Below are 16,089 nucleotides of genomic sequence, written 5' to 3'. Positions count from 1 at the left end.
TTACCATAAGTATATACGAATATCAAATAATATGCCACTTTGATGCTTACTTACGCTGATTGGGCTAATCTGGCTAACTTACGAGCTGTATTCGCATTACGAATCGTCAACCATTGGTAAGCCTCACTTTTAGTTACCGTGGCCCAGCGTGTACGGCCATAGGTCTTAATCGGCGCTGACCAGAAAATAAACTGCCCGCAAATAGCCACTTGTTCATACTCGGGTTTACTGGGCCCCACTTGTTCGCTAAGAGATTGCCCGGTTTGCGGCGCAATTGCAACAATCAGATTGTGCTTGCTGTTGGGATCAGTCCCCCACCAATTCGGTGCTTGTGCGACCGCAGTGATTAAGGCTTGTGCCGTGACAATTGCAATTCGGACCGAAAAGCCAAACGTCGTGGTCATCAATCGATCACAAATGGCCACTAACGCCGCCAGTTTTGTTTCTGGTGTTTCAAATAATACATTACCACTATTAATATACGTTTTAACGTGGTTAAAGCCGGCCGCTTCAAAAGCTGCTTTTAACAAACTCATCTTAACCATTCGTTGACCACCGACATTGATACCGCGCAACAAGGCAATATATTGCATCCCTTTTTCCTCCGCTGAATTTCATTTAGCTTATCATAACTTAAATTGATAATTCTGACTATATAGAGAGAACCGTTCGGCCCGATAAGCATAACCGATTGTCGTAAAATTGGTAAACGTCAAATTATAGACCTCTTTGTTAGTTTTGGGATCGACCTCTACGATATGACTGGTCTTGCCTTGATCGTTAAAGCCAAAATCAATCAAGTAATCACCGTTCGTTAATTTGCGTGTACAGCCGATTACTTCACTAAAATTCGTTTTACCCAATGTTTTACCGTAGGACCAGGTCTTCTTAATCGTCTTATCCTGTTCGTCGATTAAGTAGCTGACACCCTCAGAATATTTGCCAGACGTCTTCTGATCGCCATTTGAAACGGCCATATTATTGTTGAATAACACCAGTTGTTTCTGGTCCGCTTCGCCGGTCGGCCAAATTGTGGCGGCGTGTTGCCCACCCGTAAAGGTTGTTTGGCTGTCGGCAGCTTTCAACAATAGTTTGCGGTACTTCAACGGCCACTTGCTAGCCGATTTACTACTGAATAACCACTTAATTTTAGATGTCTTGTAGTCTAGTTTCATGACTAAATCCTGATTGCGACTTGAAATGACGATACTATCATCGCTGGTATCATAATCGATCGAATTTTGATGGAACCAATCTAACTTGCCATCAGAGCGTTTAGTTGCCTTATAGGTCTCATAGAGCGCAGCTGGTAAAAGTCGCTTCAAATCGATCACTTTGACCACTTTCCCCGTCTTTCGGGATAACTCGACCATCGTATCCTCAACGTATTTTGAACCACCATCCGAAACTGTCAGTAATAAGTTGTGGTTTGGTAATTCAATCGCATCATGGTGAATAATGGTGGTTTCGGTTTTGTCGTTTGCTGATTCATTGTTACGCGTTTCTGTCGAGAATTGGTATTCGCGATAAACACGTCCCATAAAGTCAGTTTCCAACAAATCATTGTAGACTAAATCTTTATTATCGGGTTTCGTTAAATAAAGAAGATGTCCGTTGCTGAGTACTTTAAAAATATGTTGGACATAGTTGGTTGAATACCACCGAATTTCACCATCCGCATCCACACCAACTGGATATTGTGTTGAACGCACAAGGAAGGTTAGACTACTATTGCCAATTGACATCTGCGTCTTATCCGCTTTTTTGACCTTCAGTGACATCGAAGCAATTGCTTTTGGTAAAGCGGCAGTTTTGACAATAATTGTTTGATACGTCTTATGGCCCGCTTTATCCGTCAATGTTAAGCGCACCTTATTTTGATAGTTCGCATAAAGCCCTAAAACCGAAATAGTGTGACTCTTGGTGTAGGTTTTGCCAACTTCACTCTTAATACTTGTTTTAGCCGTTTTCCCCACCACTTCTACCGTGACCTTAGTCGCAGTGTCAGTTTTAAATAACACTAATGCACTCAGTGGTGACGTGCCATAAGGATTGACTTTAACATACGGCTTAGCGCTCGTATATTGATCCGAGTTAAGTGCCTTTTTATAAGTCGCCGTTAATTTTTCCTGACGCGTTTGTCGCGTCTTGATTGTCTGACTACCAATGTTCTTGATAATCTGAGACGTACTCAATATATTCTTGTTAAATAACGATGAACTGCCTACTAATTTAAAAAGGAGTAGTCCCACTAAGATAACGCCTAGCAGAATGACGGTCCCTTGTTTCAGACGTTTTTTCATACACAATACCTCGTAATCTGTTTATTAGTAGTATATTAGCGTCTGTTTGTGAATATTTAATGATTAATTATCGAGATATTTTCGGAAAATATGGTCTTTGTAAATAGCATATCGCGCCCATTTAGCCTATAATAAATAGTTATGGATTTACAAAAAAATGACAAGGATGGCTAGCAATGACAAATCAACTAAAGCCACAAAACATCGCTAAGGGGATGTTTTGGGCAACTATGGCTTCTGCACTTTGGGGTGTCTCTGGGACAATCCTCGAGTTCATCTCGCAAGGACAAAAAGTCCCTGCGACCTGGTTCTTATCCGTTAGAACCTTAGGTGCCGGTCTAATTCTTTTACTAATCGGTGCAATTAAGTTTAAACAAGATATCTTCTCAATCTTCAAATCTAAGCGATTGACAGCCTGGTTAATCGCCTACGCGCTTTTTGGGATTATGGGGAATCAATATACCTTCTTCATGAGTATTCAAACTGGGAACGCCGCAGCCGCTACTATTTTGCAATACTTGAGCCCACTTTTCATCGTAATTGGGACGCTCGCCTTTGTGCGCAAGTGGCCTAATCGAATTGATTTGATTTCATTTGGGATTGCCTTAGTAGGGGTTTTCCTTTCAATTACCAAAGGGAATATTCATACATTGACAATTCCGTTTAATTCCTTAATCTGGGGGATTTTATCCGGGGTTACCGCAGCGTTTTACGTTGTTTTACCACGCCCCATCGTCAATGAAAAGTCACCGATTCTAGTGCTTGGTTGGGGAATGTTTATCAGTGGGATTTTATTCAACATCAACCGCCCCTTCTGGCAAGCACCACCTCATTTAAATGGTTCTGGGATTCTTGCAATCTTAGCGGTTATTTTAATCGGAACGGTTTTTGCTTATCTTTGCTTATTACACAGTTTAAATTTCGCACCATCAACCGTAATCAGTATCGTGGATGCCGTACAACCTGTGATCACTTTTGTCCTCAGCATCATTTTCTTCCACTCAAAATTCAGTTGGGTTGAAATGAGTGGCGCCATCTTGGTAATTCTTGCGATTTACATCTTACAACGCTACCAAGAAGCGGACGGACAACCACTCGCCTAATTAAAAAAGAGTGCGTTTGAAACGGTTTGACTTTGAGCATTAGCACAGCTCGGCGAATAACTGCTGTAAGCAGTTGTTTGACGAGTGACGCTAAGCGCAGAAGTCAGTTTCAAAAAGCACGTTTAACCAATTAAAAACACCTCAATATTAAAAAAAGGGATCCGACAAAGTTATTTTGTCAGATCCCTTTTTATTATTGAATTGTTAATATCGGGTCGAATAGTCTTAATTCATTACAATCAACGTTTCCTAAATCAGTAATGGCTAAATCGGGAATCGCCGTGATTGGTAAGAACGTCATATAAAACATCGGATCGACCACTTCACTTCCAATGGCTTGACTGGCTTTTAAAATACCTTCTTCTTGAACGGCTAGTTCGGCCGGCGTTACGTCGCTGACAATCCCGGCGATTGGTAGTGGTAAGAAACTTAAAATCTGACCATCAGCCACAACGACTTGGCCACCATCGCGTTCAATCAACGTATTGACCGCCAAAGCCATATCGTCTGGATTAACCCCCATCACGATGATGTTGTTATCATCAGGTGCGGCGGTCGAGGCCATCGCACCTTTTTTGAGGGTCCAACCCGAAGTGAACCCTAGTGACTGGTTGCCATTTTTACCAAAACGTTCCAAGACCGAAATCAAGGCCACATCTTTAGCGGGATCGATTTGAACAATCCCATCTTCAACCGCTAATGTCTTAGACTTAGCATGGCGGACAAAAGGCCCTTCGCTAGCAATCGTTTGAACAGTGACTTGGCTTGCATCTGCTGCTACATGATATTCAAAGTCGCTAGCTTGGACGGCATCCCTGATAACAGTGTTAGCTAAACTAGCCGGGCGAACCGGGCGTTCAATACTTTGATCGATGTGCCCGTCAGTTGCCACCGGTTGACCTTTAGCCAAGACACGGGTAATCTCAAAAGCTTCCAAATCAGAAACCAATAAGATATCCGCATTGCGCCCTGGTGCGATTAAGCCGACTTGATCATCAATGCGGTAGGCTTCAGCACTATTGATTGTTGCCATTTGGATGGCCGTCATTGGTGCAACCCCAGCTGCGATTGCCAAACGTACTAAATGATCGAGATGACCTTTATTGACGATATCCATTGCGTTAACGTCATCCGTACAAAAACTGACATGCCGTGCAATCTGACCGTTTGTTTCAGTGATGGCGCGAATATTTTCAGCTAAGAAATGCGTCACTGATGATTCACGAATCACAACGTTAATCCCTTTGCGAACCTTTTCCAATAATTCTTGGTGGTCGTAACTCTCGTGATCGACCCGGACGCCACTCATCAAGTATTCATTCAACTTAGTGCCCGTTGCCATTGGCGCACAGCCCCAAACGGGTACGTGGTTATCTTGGGCACTCAATAATGTTTTTAAGGTATCTTCATCTAGTGTTTCAACTGCTTCACGCACCGTTTCCCAAACGCCGTAAACGTCAGACCGTTTTTGTAGTTGCGCTTGAACCGTTGAATCAATATTATCGGCGATGGTAGAAGCTGGAATTGTGTAAGGGGTCTTGAAGGGCGCGCCCCAGAAAACACGCATTGGTAATTGATCAACTTCTTTAAAAATTTCCGATAAACCATCGACACCAATCACTGAAATATATTCATCTAACCCTGAGATAATACTGGTTGTGCCATGGGGGACAACGGCTTCAGCAAAACTCGTCATACTTAACTTACTACATTCCACATGAATGTGACCGTCAATCAAACCCGGCACAATGTATTGTTGTTTAGCATCAATCACACGCGTTACAGTCCCTTGATATGCTGAAACATCGGGATCCACCGCGACAATTTTACCTTGGTAAATAGCAACTTCTGCCGGATAAATTTCGGCAGTCATCACATTGACTAACTGACCATTTTTAATAATGAGGTCTGCGGGCCGTTTAGCACCCCCAGCTTGAATTAATTCTTTAAAAGCCGTTAAGCGGTCTGACATAATCATCGTTCTCCTTTATTTCGGTAAGATATTAATGACGTACAACAAGATAACAAAAACAACGAATAAAGCGTACATGGCCGGATGAATTTCCTTGCGCCGCCCCGCAGCAAGCATTGTCACCGGGTAAACTAAGAAGCCAAAAGCAATCCCGTAAGCAATGTTGTAAGTCAATGGCATCGCGATGATTGTTAAGAAACTTGGTAACGCCACTTCAAAGCGACTCCAATCAATCTTACTTAATGAGCTCGCCATTAAAACACCAACGATAATTAAAACTGGCGCGGTGACTTGTGATGTGACGACTGTCAACAATGGTGAGAATAACATCGAAAACCCGAACAATACACTAACCACTAAACTAGTTAAACCCGTCTTACCACCCATGGCAATCCCAGCCGATGATTCAACATAAGCGGCAGTTGGCGTTGTCCCCATTACGGAACCGGCCATCATTGAAACAGAATCAGCCATCAATGCTTGGCCAATGCGGGGCATTTTACCATTTTTCATGAAGCCGGCTTGTTCTGCCAAACCAATTAAAGTCCCGGCAGTATCGAAGAACGCTACCAATAAGAAGATTAAAACGACTGCCCATAATTGTGGTTGATTGATATCACCTAAGTGTTGGATCCCTACGCCAAACGTGGGTTTCATACTTGGCGCAACTGACATCAATTGTGCTGGTAACGGAATTAATTTTGTCACTAAGCCTAAAATAGTGGTCGCAATCATCCCAATAAAGATGGCACCATTTACCTTTTTAGCCATCAATACGCCGGTCACAACTAACCCGAAAATCGTGAGCCAAGTTGTCGGTACTGTGAATGACCCCATTTGAACAAGGGTTGATTTGCTGGCAACGACTAACCCGCCACCTTGTAACCCGACAAACGCGATGAACAGACCAATACCGGCAGCCATCGCTAGTTTTAAGTCATGTGGAATCGCGTCAATAATGTATTCACGAACCTTGAACAAGGTAATCACCATAAAAATCAAGGATGCGACCACGACACCGGCCATAGCGGTTTGCCAAGAAATCCCCATCGCAATCACGACTGAATACGTGAAAAAGGCATTATCGCCAAGCCCTGGGGCAATCGCGATTGGATAATTGGCTAAAAAGGCCATTAATAACGAACCAACAATTGCGGAAAGAGCGGTCGCTGTAAAGACCGCGCCTTTATCCATGCCGGCTTCGCCTAAAATCTGTGGATTAACGAATAAAATATAAGCCATCGAGACAAATGTTGTCAGTCCCGCAAAAATTTCGCGTTTCATTGTTGTCCCAGACTCTTGTAACTTAAACATGCGATCTGCGCCTGCTTGAATCCCTGATTGCTTCATTGGTGCCATTTCCCAATCACTCCCGTTTATCATTAATAACACTAGTATGCCAAACTGCATTTGATTATTCAAGAACAATTTTATTTTATTTAATTAAATAGTTCGTGTTTAACTTGAAATTGCATTTTTTTTAAGTTATGCTAGTGCCAAGTTATTAATTCATTAGGAGGCAGATTTTATGACACAATTGGCAACCCGTGACTTTATTGATGGTTTACCTAAAGCAGAATTACATCTTCATTTAGAAGGCACATTGGAACCCGAATTGAAATTGGCCCTTGCGCAAAAAAATGGTGTTGATATCGGCCAAAGTACGATCGAAGAAGTTCAAGCAAGCTACAACTTCAACTCACTCGCATCATTTCTTGCGGTTTATTACCCCGCAATGAACGTTTTACAAACTGAAGCTGACTTCTATCAATTGGCGTTAACTTATTTGAAAAAGGCCCACCAAGAAAATGTCCGTTATGCCGAATTGTTCTTTGATCCCCAAGCTCATATGACACGCGGCATATCTTTTGAAGCCGTTGTGAATGGCTTTTATCGCGCCTGTGTCGATGCCCGCGCCTTCAACGTTGATGCCCACTTAATCATGTGTTTCCTCCGCGATCTTTCCGCAGAGTCAGCGCGCCAACTACTAGAAATTGCCAAACCTTACCAAGCTAAAATCCTTGGTATTGGTTTAGACTCTGACGAACATCACAATCCACCATTGAAGTTCCTTAGAGAATACGGTGATGCGGTTGCTCAAGGTTATCGGATTACAATGCATGCCGATATCGATCAAGTGGACTCAATCCAACACATTCAACAAGCCCTCGAAATCATTCGCGTTGAACGCCTCGATCATGGTACCAATATCGTTGAAAATCCGGACCTGGTTGACTGGGTCGAACAACTTAAAATCGGCTTAACCTCTTGCCCCCTTTCTAACCGCCTTGTTGCCGATGATATGAAGGATCGAGAAGTTCTCGAATTGATTGATCACAATGTTAAAGTCTCAATTAATTCTGATGATCCAGCCTACTTTGGCGGCTACATCAACGATAATTACGAAGCCATCGCTACTAAAAACGACTTAACGATTGACCAAGTTGTTCAGTTTGCAAAGAACTCATTTGAAACAGCGTGGATTAGTGATTTCCAAAAACAAACCTACCTCGCAGAAATCGACGCTTATGTCGCAGATTACTTACAAAAATAAGATATTCAAAAAGCGCGTTAAGACAAATTGTCTTAACGCGCTTTTTGGGTTAGTGCTTATCTTGGCACCACATGCGTTTGACTTTGTTGTTCGCCACCTTTGACAGAGCCAAACTTCGAAAGAACCGTAATCGTGCCATCCGCATTCGGCGTAAAGGTCCAGAAATCCTCCCCTTGTGCCCCAGAGTAATCGTGGGCCGTCATTGAACCATCAGGTTGACTACTAAAAGTGCCATTATGCGAAACAATAATATCAATACCATTAAATACCTTCTTAGCAGCTTCAATCGCCTCTGCTTGCGTGACTGGTTTAATCGCAGATTGCTTAGCTTGTTTCGCTGCTTGTTGTGATTCACTTACTTTAGAAGCCGCCGTTGCTGATGCTTGTTGAGCAACTGACGCTGAACTTGCCGATACCGCTTGTTCACTAGCCGCTGCACTACTTGCCGCTTCAGCTGATTGAACTGCTGCTGTTGATGCTGCAACCGCGGCCTTTTCACGAGATTCGCTCATCGCTTTAGCAGACGCTTTTGAAGCCTGTTTTTTGGCGCTACTTTGAGCCCGCAATTTTGATTCACTTTGCTTTTTAGCCCGTTTTTCCGACTGCGCCGTCTTGTGACTGTTGCTGCTTGTCTTCGTAGAATCAGCCTGTTGCCCACACGCCACCAACAAAAGAAGCGTCGCCGTTGCTAAACTAATCATTAATTTCTTATTCATACTAATAGCCCCCAAATACCTTAATTGAGATTACACATCTCGATAACTAAAGTATATAAAATCATCCCGACATAATATGTCACTTTAGCAAGTATAAAAAAAGAACCACCGACAAAATTTGTCTGGGCTCTCAATTTTCTTATTTGTGATACGGCGATCCTTGGTTAATCATAAATGCCCGGTAGATCTGTTCCGTTAAAACTAACCGCATCAATTGATGGGGTAACGTCAATTTGCCAAACGATAAGGCATCGTTAGCGCGTTTATTGACGGCATCACTTGTTCCGAGTGAGCCCCCGATGATGAAGGTGATATCCGATGTGCCATAAGTTGCCAAATTTTGAATTTCTTTTGCGAATTCTTCTGACGCGCGTTGTTTACCATGAATGGCTAACACAATCACGTGTTCCTTATCCTTCACCTTAGCTAAAATCCGTTCGCCTTCTTTATCTTTAACGGTCGTCATTTCAGCCTCGCTTAAAGATTCTGGCGCCTTTTCGTCTGCCACTTCGATGATTTCAAATTTACAAAATTTACTTAATCGTTTGGCGTATTCCGCAATGCCCGCCTTTAAGTATTTTTCTTTCAGTTTCCCAACTGTGATAATTTTGATATTCATAACGTCCTCCTAGCTAATACTTCTATTTTAGGCGAAATCGATGCTAAAAAAAAGCTATTCACAGTAATTCACCGAAAAGTACATGTTATCCACAAAAGTTGTCCACATATGCACAAGTGTTCGTCCCAAGTCTTGTGGTTTAATTTTTTTGAACCACTAAATAATCGAATCCCAATTTTTGCAACGCTTTCTGATAAAAAAAGTTATCCACTGATTTTTAATTGTTCGCACTACTGTGTATCCATTTTCAAATGCTTTAGAATCAGTATTTAGGATCGATTTATTTTAATTTTAAAAAGTTATCCACTTTTCATTTATTAACTTGTGGATAACATCGGGGCTTATTTTTCCGTGTTATACCCACAATCCACAGACTTATCCACAAGAAGCTACCGTTATTGCTTTTTGACTATCCACATTGACTTTTTTAAAACTTAACAATTCACGTCCTTGGCTCCTTGACGAACTTCTTTTTAATTTGCAAGCAAAAAAAAACACTCCCGGAGAATACCGGCAGTGCTTCTTCATTTTTAATTAGCTTGTTTCGTTGTTGCTGTGTTATCTGAAGCAGCTTGTGTCAATTTAACATTTGCTTTTTTCAAACTGCCATTGTGATAATACTGAATTTCAGTGGTGCTATTCATCGCATAATTATACAAAATAGTGTGTAAGTCAGCCACACTTGAAACAGTCTTACCACCTAGGCCGACAATCACATCATATTTACTAATGCCCGCTTTCTTAGCAACTGAATTTCCGCTGACAGAAGCGACAACTACTCCGCTGTTAACTGAGGATGGTAACTTAAGGACTGATGATTGTTGGGCTGATGAGATGTTAGTGAGATCAATCACACTAATCCCAAGCGCTGGTCTAACAACTTTCCCGTTAGCCACTAATTGATTAATGATTTTAACCACTTCGTTACTTGGAATGGCAAAGCCCATCCCTTCAACAGAGGTTTCACCATTCGAAGCTAATTTCATTGAATTAATCCCAATGACTTGGCCAGCCATATTAACTAATGGGCCCCCTGAGTTCCCGGGGTTAATCGCTGTATCGGTTTGAATAACCGTTGCCTGACCAGTTGTTTGACCGGTTGATTCATCAGTCACATCAATTGTTCGCTTCTTAGCTGAAATAATCCCTTGTGTAACCGAAGTTGCGTATTCTGATCCTAGAGGCGACCCAATTGCAAGAACTGATTCACCAGCTTTGATACTGTCTGAATCACCAAAAGTAGCTGTTTTCTTCACTTTGGCGCCATCGATTTTTAAGACCGCTAAATCAGAGATTGCATCCGTCCCGACTAAAGTGGCTTCTAATTTTGTACCATCACTGAGAATAACTTCAACTTTATCAGAATCGGCAACCACGTGATTATTCGTGACGATATAAGCCTTGCCATCTTTTTTCTCGTAGATTAAACCGGAGCCTTCACTAGATTCTTCTAAATCACTGCTATTGCTCTTGGCATTACTCTTATTCCCACTCAAACTTCCTGAACCAAATAATTCACTCAAATCGCCAGTTGATTGTTGTTGTTTTTGTAAGTTCACAACTGAAACAACCGATGTATTAACTTTTTGGAAAGCCGTTGTTGTTTGAGATGATGAGTTAACCTTGATATTACTAATCTTAGTGGCCCCAGCTTTGGTAGGTGTTTGTGTGGTAGTCGTGACATCATTAGCGGCATTACCCATTTTCGAAAAACCGGCATAGGCTACGCCACCACCAATCAACGCTGAAATAACCGCAACAATTGCTGTTTTCATTAATCCTGAATTTTGATTCATCCTAAATCACCCAAACTTTCTAATTTTATTCTGTTTATTGATTATCTCTATCATAAAATTTAAATTTGAAAAATTCATGAACAAGTTACGAATTTTAAATTGTTTTTATAGCGGTATTTTAACGCTTTTATGCTTAAACAACAAATAAAGGGTCTGCAATCGCTGGATCGGTATCCAAAATTTCAAAATCCGTGCCAACACCATAATCATGTTGTTCTAAAATTGACGCCACCGTTAAGTGGGCCAACTCCTTCATATTGTTTTCTTGGCTTAAATGCCCTAGGAAAACACGCTTGGTTTGCTGCCCCATAAAAGCCATTAAGGCTGAAGCACCATCTTCGTTCGAGAGATGCCCAGTATCGCTAAGAATCCGTTGTTTTAACGACCAAGGATACTTACCCATTCGTAACATTTCCAAATCGTGATTACATTCCACCAAATAAGCATCCGCATTCTCGATAGTCCCTCTGATTTGATCCGAAACGTACCCCGTATCCGTTAAAATTGCGAAGGCCCGGTTGTTATGATGAAATTGATAAAATTGCGCCGCCGCGGCATCGTGTGAAACCCCATAACTTTCAACATCAATATCGCCGAGTGTTTTTGTTTTACCCATCTCAAAGACGTGCTTATGTTCATCAGGGACGGTGCCAATAATTGACGCCATCGCATCCCAAGTCGGTTGATTGGCATACACATCGATCCCGTAACGACGAGCTAAGACACCCACACCACTGCTATGATCGCGATGTTCATGCGTCACTAACAAACTATCGACATCCTTTAAATCCCGACCAATGCTATGCATTAAATCCTGAACACGTTTGCCACTCATTCCCGCATCGACTAATATTTTTTGAGTTGGTGTTTCAATAAAAGTTGTATTGCCTGAACTACTGCTGGCTAAGACGCTAACCCGCATTTCATCTTTTTCTACCATTTATCCGCTATCCCCTTGGCTTTTTCACTGATTCTTATGATGATACTTCGCTACGATTCTTCATTAAAGCGCCGGTAAACGCATTGATGCGCTTGACGACGACGTTTTTGGTACTCTTATTTTCAATGGCGATTTGCCATGCTGGTACATAAACCGTACTACTATTAGCGTCTAATAGGGCGCTATAGCCTAGTTGAACCCACAAAATTTTAGAGTTATTCGGAATTTCATTATCCGTGTATAAATCAACGACCGCCCCTTGTGCGGAGATCTTGGTCATCTCTTTTTCACGTAGAATTTGCACCTTATCAATATAGGTTTGTGTATACTGACTAATTTGGCCATCATCTAATGTAAAAATTAATTGCCCATGTTCATCCATTATTTGTCCACCTGGGACTTTTTGAACATAAACAGCTTGTTGATTGCTCGATAACGCTTTTGAATAGCGATACTGATCCGCTTGGTAAACATTATTACCCTCTTTCAAAAAGGCATTGATGACTGAGGTGGCCCGTCCCTTTTTATAACGCAACGGTTTATCGAGAACGCTAGTGAGTGTCAGTCTCGATTTATCAAATGACGCCGTTTGTCCAGTTAACTTAGCACTCGCGGCTTCCAACCCAGTCTGATCCGCTTGGCGGCTAGCTAAGTAATAACTTTCCCGCTTTTGATTCGATAATCTCTTAACCGTAATTTGATCATCTTTTAAATCTTTTAAAATCTGACTGGTTTGCGAACGATTCGTAATAGAAGCCGAATTGGTCGTTTGGCTGCCACTGAGCGACATAAACAAATAGATATCGAGCGCAATAAAAATGGCAATAAAAATCATTTCAATTCTGCGAAAATCCATTTGTCTAGCTCCCTTCGGTCAATTCTGCTTTCTGTGCTAATAATGCACTAAGACTACGCCAAGCACCTTTATATTGAATAAAATAGGTCGGATTAAGATCTATCACTTGGTCGTTACTTGTTTCTTGTGTCCACTCATAGCCAACTTGGATATTGTCAATATTCTCTAGTAAGAAACCATTTTTAGTCATCTGATTTAAAACAGCTTGCGTACTTGGTAAAGTAACTGGCTTATCACCCGCTGGTACTGGCACTTGTAAACTATAATTTGAAAAATCGACCCGTTGACCGGTTGGTAATAGCTGCACCTTAACACTACCAAAATTAGTCTGGTAAAAGACTGGGAAGCCTTCTACATAGGTGCGATAAGTCGTCGAATTGGTATCTTCATCATAGCTATAAAAACGCATACCGGATAATGAATTGCCCGTCTTCAACAACGCCTCAAAACTAGCCTCGAAACTCTTTGTTAAACCTGTCGGTGACTTGGTATCTTCATACTTCACATAGGCAATTTCACCTGTTTTATGATTAATCGTTAGTCGCTTGTATAAATCGTTATTGGCACCATCCGTATAAATGACGTTGTCACCTTGTTCTTTAGCATCAATATTATCCGTATTCTTTTGATCCAACAAGGTTGTAATATAATAATTTTCAGGTTGTTGGTTCACTAAATAACTATAAGGTAAAAGTGACTGATTAGCGGCCACATAAATAAACGGTTTATGATTTAACAGACTCTCTTTAACGTTTAAATGCACATCTGAGTGATCTAAAATTTGTTTGACTTGCGCCACTGAAAATTGACGCATCGTTGTCTGGTAAATCATGTGACTCTTATCGTTCATCAATGTCAGCTGTGGCTTAGTCCCCATCGTTATTTTAACGCGATTAAAGGTCGTATTGCGACTCAATTGATTGTTACTGTCATCAAATACCTTTTTAAAGACCGCATACGAAATATTGTCCGGATACAACAAGGTCAATGTATCATCAGTCGTAATCGCCTGATAATAATTGGCTTCACTTAACTTAGACGCTTTAAACCGTGCTGATTTAGCCAATTTCATCGCTTCTTTCAACTTGGGCACTAAGCTTTCTTTTGAATTGTAAACGAGCTGACTCTGTTGATTGGTCCGCCACAGAATTTGCGTTGGTAAAAAGATATCGCTAATTTTGCGATCAGACTTGCGACTCACCGCTTTAGTCGTTGTTTGGCTATCTGTCCGTCGTTCATAATGCGTGTTATTCGTCCAGATTTTCCAAGATAAAATAATACTCAAAACGATTGAAGCAATCAGGATGACTCGCATCACAAAACTATTAAATTTCATCCCAATCACCTCCATCAGAATCAATTGGTTCGTATGGTAGCGAAATGTAGAATGTTGAGCCTTTGCCTTCTTGGCTATCAACCCAAACACGCCCATTATGCGCTTCGATAACTTCTTTTGAAATGGCCAAACCTAAACCAGTCCCGCCTTGTTTACGGGAACGAGCTTTATCGACCCGGTAGAAGCGATCAAAAATTTTCCCTAAGTCTTTACGTGGAATCCCTAAACCTTGATCAGAAATACTTAAAATGACATGCCGGTGAGTTTCCAATAAGCGACAAGTGATCACCCCACCATCTGGTGAATACTTAATCGCATTATTCATAATATTATCGACGACTTGCATGAACTTATCGGTATCAATTTCGACCCACAAATCTCGCTTGGTAAAGTCCCGCGTAATACTGTATTTTTTGTTAGGATCATCCGTTGGTAACTTGCCCGTTCCTCTTGGCGTTGCATTGTTATCATGTTCTTGATCCCGTTTAATCATCATATCAAACCGATCAAGCACATAGCCAAAGAATTCGTTTAAATTAACAAATTCTAAATTCATTTTAGCGGTCCCTTGGTCCATCCGCGATAAACTCAATAAATCGTTAATCATCCGAATCATCCGATCAGTTTCTTCCTGCGTGACCTTTAAAAAGTTCGGCGCGACTTCAGGATCTTGCCAAGCGCCATCATTGAGCGCTTCGATATAACTCCGGACACTCGTTAACGGTGTCCGCAATTCATGAGAAACGTTTGAAACGAATTCACGCTGTTCCCGCTCATTCTTTTGTTGTTCCGTCACATCATGCAGTACACAGACTAAGCCCGTGATATAGCCGGTTTCTCTTTGGATCAATGAAAAATCGACATGCAAAATCAAGTCATGATCTTGTTGATCTGAAAAATCCAAGACCATCACTTGTTGGGTTTCTAATAAATCGCGAAGTGTATATTCTTCACTAATTTTAAGCACTTTTAAGAGCGATTGACCTAAGACACCATCGCTCGTCACATTGAGGAAATCCTGACCGGTTTCATTAATAATCGTAATATTCCCCCGCCGATCAGTCGCAATTACCCCATCAGTCATGTGACTCATGACGCTGTCCAGTCGCCGACGCTCAGATTCAGACGCCTCTTGCGCCTCTTCGACCCGAACTGACAAGTTATTGACCGCAATCGCTAGCTGGCCTAATTCATCTTGCCCATAAATGCGTACTTGACCAGAATAATCGCCGCGCGCCATCTGAATCGCTTGTTTCTTCATTTCATCAATCGGACGCGTTATTGCCCGGGAAATAACAATCGATAAGGCCATTCCTAATAAACCTGCTACAAGAGATGAGGTTAAGAAAATAACCGTAATCGATGAAATCCCTTTATAAACCTCTTCCATGCTGGCTCGGATATAAACCGCACCGACTACGGTATTACTATCACCATTAGGGTCAGTTAACGGTTGAATCGCCGTATAATAGCTGCCTTGACTTTCACTATAGGCGACCTCTTGTTCAGAATGCCCCGAATAAATTGCTTGCTTGACACGCGGATTACGGGTCTTCTGCCCAATAGTACTTTGACTATTCAGATTGGTAACACCCCGGATAGTCCCTTTATTATCGACAACTTGAATTTCAGCAGAGTTGCCCATATCACCAATAATATCCTTGATATTCTTATTCGCGTTACCACTATTACTCATCAACTCATTACTTAGTTGATTTTGAACATAGGGTGTCACCTGTAATGACTGCTTAAAATCTTTCACATTTTGGTATTCCAATTGCTTAACAAATGAAGCCCCAATCACCTCTAGTGTCACTAGTAGCAACAAGACAAAAACAATTGCAATCTTGAAATGGATTGATTGGAATAACCGAATTTTTTTATTCATGCGTTA

Annotated in this window: 13 protein-coding genes; 2 read left to right on the top strand and 11 right to left on the bottom strand. The window is 41.5% G+C overall.

What is annotated here, in order from left to right; all coding sequences use genetic code 11:
• Positions 1 to 50: 50 nt before the first annotated feature.
• Both C0213_00445 and C0213_00440 read right to left on the bottom strand, forming a co-directional pair.
• On the bottom strand, positions 51 to 593 hold the full coding sequence (locus tag C0213_00445; protein AUX10972.1) for a hypothetical protein: 543 nt from the start codon (positions 591 to 593) through the stop codon (positions 51 to 53).
• A gap of 33 nt (positions 594 to 626) precedes the next feature.
• Complete coding sequence (locus C0213_00440) at positions 627 to 2,303, bottom strand: aryl-sulfate sulfotransferase (protein AUX10971.1); 1,677 nt, start codon at positions 2,301 to 2,303, stop codon at positions 627 to 629.
• Positions 2,304 to 2,479: 176 nt separating this feature from the next.
• On the opposite strand from C0213_00440, the gene C0213_00435 reads away from it, so the two are divergent.
• Entirely contained in the window at positions 2,480 to 3,406 is a 927-nt protein-coding gene (locus C0213_00435) for an EamA family transporter (protein AUX10970.1), read from the top strand.
• Positions 3,407 to 3,599: 193 nt separating this feature from the next.
• Here the strand turns inward: C0213_00435 and C0213_00430 are convergent, their stop codons facing one another.
• On the bottom strand, positions 3,600 to 5,384 hold the full coding sequence (locus C0213_00430) for an adenine deaminase (GenBank protein AUX10969.1): 1,785 nt from the start codon (positions 5,382 to 5,384) through the stop codon (positions 3,600 to 3,602).
• 9 nt (positions 5,385 to 5,393) lie between these two features.
• A complete protein-coding gene (locus C0213_00425; GenBank protein AUX12781.1) occupies positions 5,394 to 6,728 on the bottom strand; it encodes a guanine permease in 1,335 nt (444 codons plus the stop codon).
• Positions 6,729 to 6,906: 178 nt separating this feature from the next.
• Here C0213_00425 and add point away from each other — a divergent pair, with 178 nt between their 5' ends.
• The gene (add, locus tag C0213_00420) at positions 6,907 to 7,932 is read left to right on the top strand and encodes an adenosine deaminase (GenBank protein ID AUX10968.1); all 1,026 of its coding nucleotides are present in this window, start codon (positions 6,907 to 6,909) and stop codon (positions 7,930 to 7,932) included.
• Between the two features lie 56 nt (positions 7,933 to 7,988).
• On the opposite strand, the gene C0213_00415 is transcribed toward add, so the two are convergent.
• The 7 genes from C0213_00415 to walK all read right to left on the bottom strand — a co-directional run bounded on the left by C0213_00415 (position 7,989) and on the right by walK (position 16,083).
• Entirely contained in the window at positions 7,989 to 8,648 is a 660-nt protein-coding gene (locus C0213_00415; protein AUX10967.1) for a hypothetical protein, read from the bottom strand.
• Positions 8,649 to 8,787: 139 nt separating this feature from the next.
• Entirely contained in the window at positions 8,788 to 9,267 is a 480-nt protein-coding gene (locus C0213_00410) for a 23S rRNA (pseudouridine(1915)-N(3))-methyltransferase RlmH (GenBank protein ID AUX10966.1), read from the bottom strand.
• Positions 9,268 to 9,797: 530 nt separating this feature from the next.
• Complete coding sequence (locus C0213_00405; GenBank protein AUX10965.1) at positions 9,798 to 11,063, bottom strand: serine protease; 1,266 nt, start codon at positions 11,061 to 11,063, stop codon at positions 9,798 to 9,800.
• Between the two features lie 133 nt (positions 11,064 to 11,196).
• Positions 11,197 to 12,003 carry an MBL fold metallo-hydrolase gene (locus C0213_00400; GenBank protein AUX10964.1) on the bottom strand — a complete coding sequence of 269 codons (807 nt, stop codon included), beginning with the start codon at positions 12,001 to 12,003 and terminating at the stop codon, positions 11,197 to 11,199.
• 34 nt (positions 12,004 to 12,037) lie between these two features.
• Positions 12,038 to 12,859: a hypothetical protein gene (locus tag C0213_00395; GenBank protein ID AUX10963.1), complete on the bottom strand. Its 822-nt coding sequence runs from the start codon at positions 12,857 to 12,859 to the stop codon at positions 12,038 to 12,040.
• Positions 12,860 to 12,863: 4 nt separating this feature from the next.
• On the bottom strand, positions 12,864 to 14,195 hold the full coding sequence (locus C0213_00390) for a hypothetical protein (protein AUX10962.1): 1,332 nt from the start codon (positions 14,193 to 14,195) through the stop codon (positions 12,864 to 12,866).
• Entirely contained in the window at positions 14,185 to 16,083 is a 1,899-nt protein-coding gene (gene walK, locus C0213_00385) for a cell wall metabolism sensor histidine kinase WalK (GenBank protein AUX10961.1), read from the bottom strand. The genes C0213_00390 and walK overlap by 11 nt, the downstream gene beginning before the upstream one ends.
• Positions 16,084 to 16,089: the final 6 nt, after the last annotated feature.

The organism is Latilactobacillus sakei, assembly GCA_002953655.1.
Taxonomy (GTDB): Bacteria; Bacillota; Bacilli; order Lactobacillales; family Lactobacillaceae; genus Latilactobacillus; species Latilactobacillus sakei_A.
Note: the sequence above shows the minus strand (reverse complement) of the source record. Positions and strands in the feature narration are given on the sequence as shown.

Coding starts and splice junctions, on each gene's coding strand:
- C0213_00445 (AUX10972.1), bottom strand. CDS start 593: ATGCAATATATTGCCTTGTTGCGCGGTATCAATGTCGGTGGTCAACGA.
- C0213_00440 (AUX10971.1), bottom strand. CDS start 2,303: ATGAAAAAACGTCTGAAACAAGGGACCGTCATTCTGCTAGGCGTTATC.
- C0213_00435 (AUX10970.1), top strand. CDS start 2,480: ATGACAAATCAACTAAAGCCACAAAACATCGCTAAGGGGATGTTTTGG.
- C0213_00430 (AUX10969.1), bottom strand. CDS start 5,384: ATGATTATGTCAGACCGCTTAACGGCTTTTAAAGAATTAATTCAAGCT.
- C0213_00425 (AUX12781.1), bottom strand. CDS start 6,728: ATGAAGCAATCAGGGATTCAAGCAGGCGCAGATCGCATGTTTAAGTTA.
- add (AUX10968.1), top strand. CDS start 6,907: ATGACACAATTGGCAACCCGTGACTTTATTGATGGTTTACCTAAAGCA.
- C0213_00415 (AUX10967.1), bottom strand. CDS start 8,648: ATGAATAAGAAATTAATGATTAGTTTAGCAACGGCGACGCTTCTTTTG.
- C0213_00410 (AUX10966.1), bottom strand. CDS start 9,267: ATGAATATCAAAATTATCACAGTTGGGAAACTGAAAGAAAAATACTTA.
- C0213_00405 (AUX10965.1), bottom strand. CDS start 11,063: ATGAATCAAAATTCAGGATTAATGAAAACAGCAATTGTTGCGGTTATT.
- C0213_00400 (AUX10964.1), bottom strand. CDS start 12,003: ATGGTAGAAAAAGATGAAATGCGGGTTAGCGTCTTAGCCAGCAGTAGT.
- C0213_00395 (AUX10963.1), bottom strand. CDS start 12,859: ATGGATTTTCGCAGAATTGAAATGATTTTTATTGCCATTTTTATTGCG.
- C0213_00390 (AUX10962.1), bottom strand. CDS start 14,195: ATGAAATTTAATAGTTTTGTGATGCGAGTCATCCTGATTGCTTCAATC.
- walK (AUX10961.1), bottom strand. CDS start 16,083: ATGAATAAAAAAATTCGGTTATTCCAATCAATCCATTTCAAGATTGCA.